The sequence below is a fragment of the Curtobacterium sp. MCBA15_005 genome, assembly GCF_001864855.1.
Taxonomy (GTDB): Bacteria; Actinomycetota; Actinomycetes; order Actinomycetales; family Microbacteriaceae; genus Curtobacterium; species Curtobacterium flaccumfaciens.
Map to the genome: position 1 here is coordinate 2439 of NZ_MJGL01000047.1, position 433 is coordinate 2871.

General features: G+C 62.4%; 2 pseudogenes. Both read right to left on the bottom strand.

Annotated features, from left to right (window positions below):
• Window positions 1-198: pseudogene (locus BIU89_RS13575) on the bottom strand (sugar ABC transporter permease); the annotation flags it as partial.
• A pseudogene (locus BIU89_RS13580) lies at window positions 185-433 on the bottom strand (ABC transporter ATP-binding protein); the annotation flags it as partial. The pseudogenes BIU89_RS13575 and BIU89_RS13580, both read right to left, overlap by 14 nt.

The following is a 433-nucleotide window of genomic DNA, read 5'->3' on the forward strand; positions in this document are numbered from 1 at the left end:
GATGACCATGACCATGCCGATGGCCAGGATGAGGATGTAGCTGTTCTGGACGATCAGGTTCGAGACGTTGATCGGGGCTAGCGTGATGCCGTTCGTGGTCACCTGGAAGAAGATGACGATGACGATCAGCGCGATGAACAGGCCGATCTGTCGGAGCTGCCCGGTGAGGTAGCCGACGGCGGACTTAAGCGCGTTCATTGACAGGGGTCTCCCGTTCCTGGGTCATGTACTGCATGAGGACCTCGGGCGTCGCCTCGGCGCGCGGGACGTCGGCCGTGATGGTGCCCTCGGAGAGGGTGTAGATGCGGTCGCAGATGCCGAGCAGTTCGGGGAGCTCGGAGGAGATCACGATGACCGCCTTCCCCTGGTCGGCGAGCTGGTTGATGATCGTGTAGATCTCGTACTTCGCGCCGACGTCGATGCCGCGGGTGGG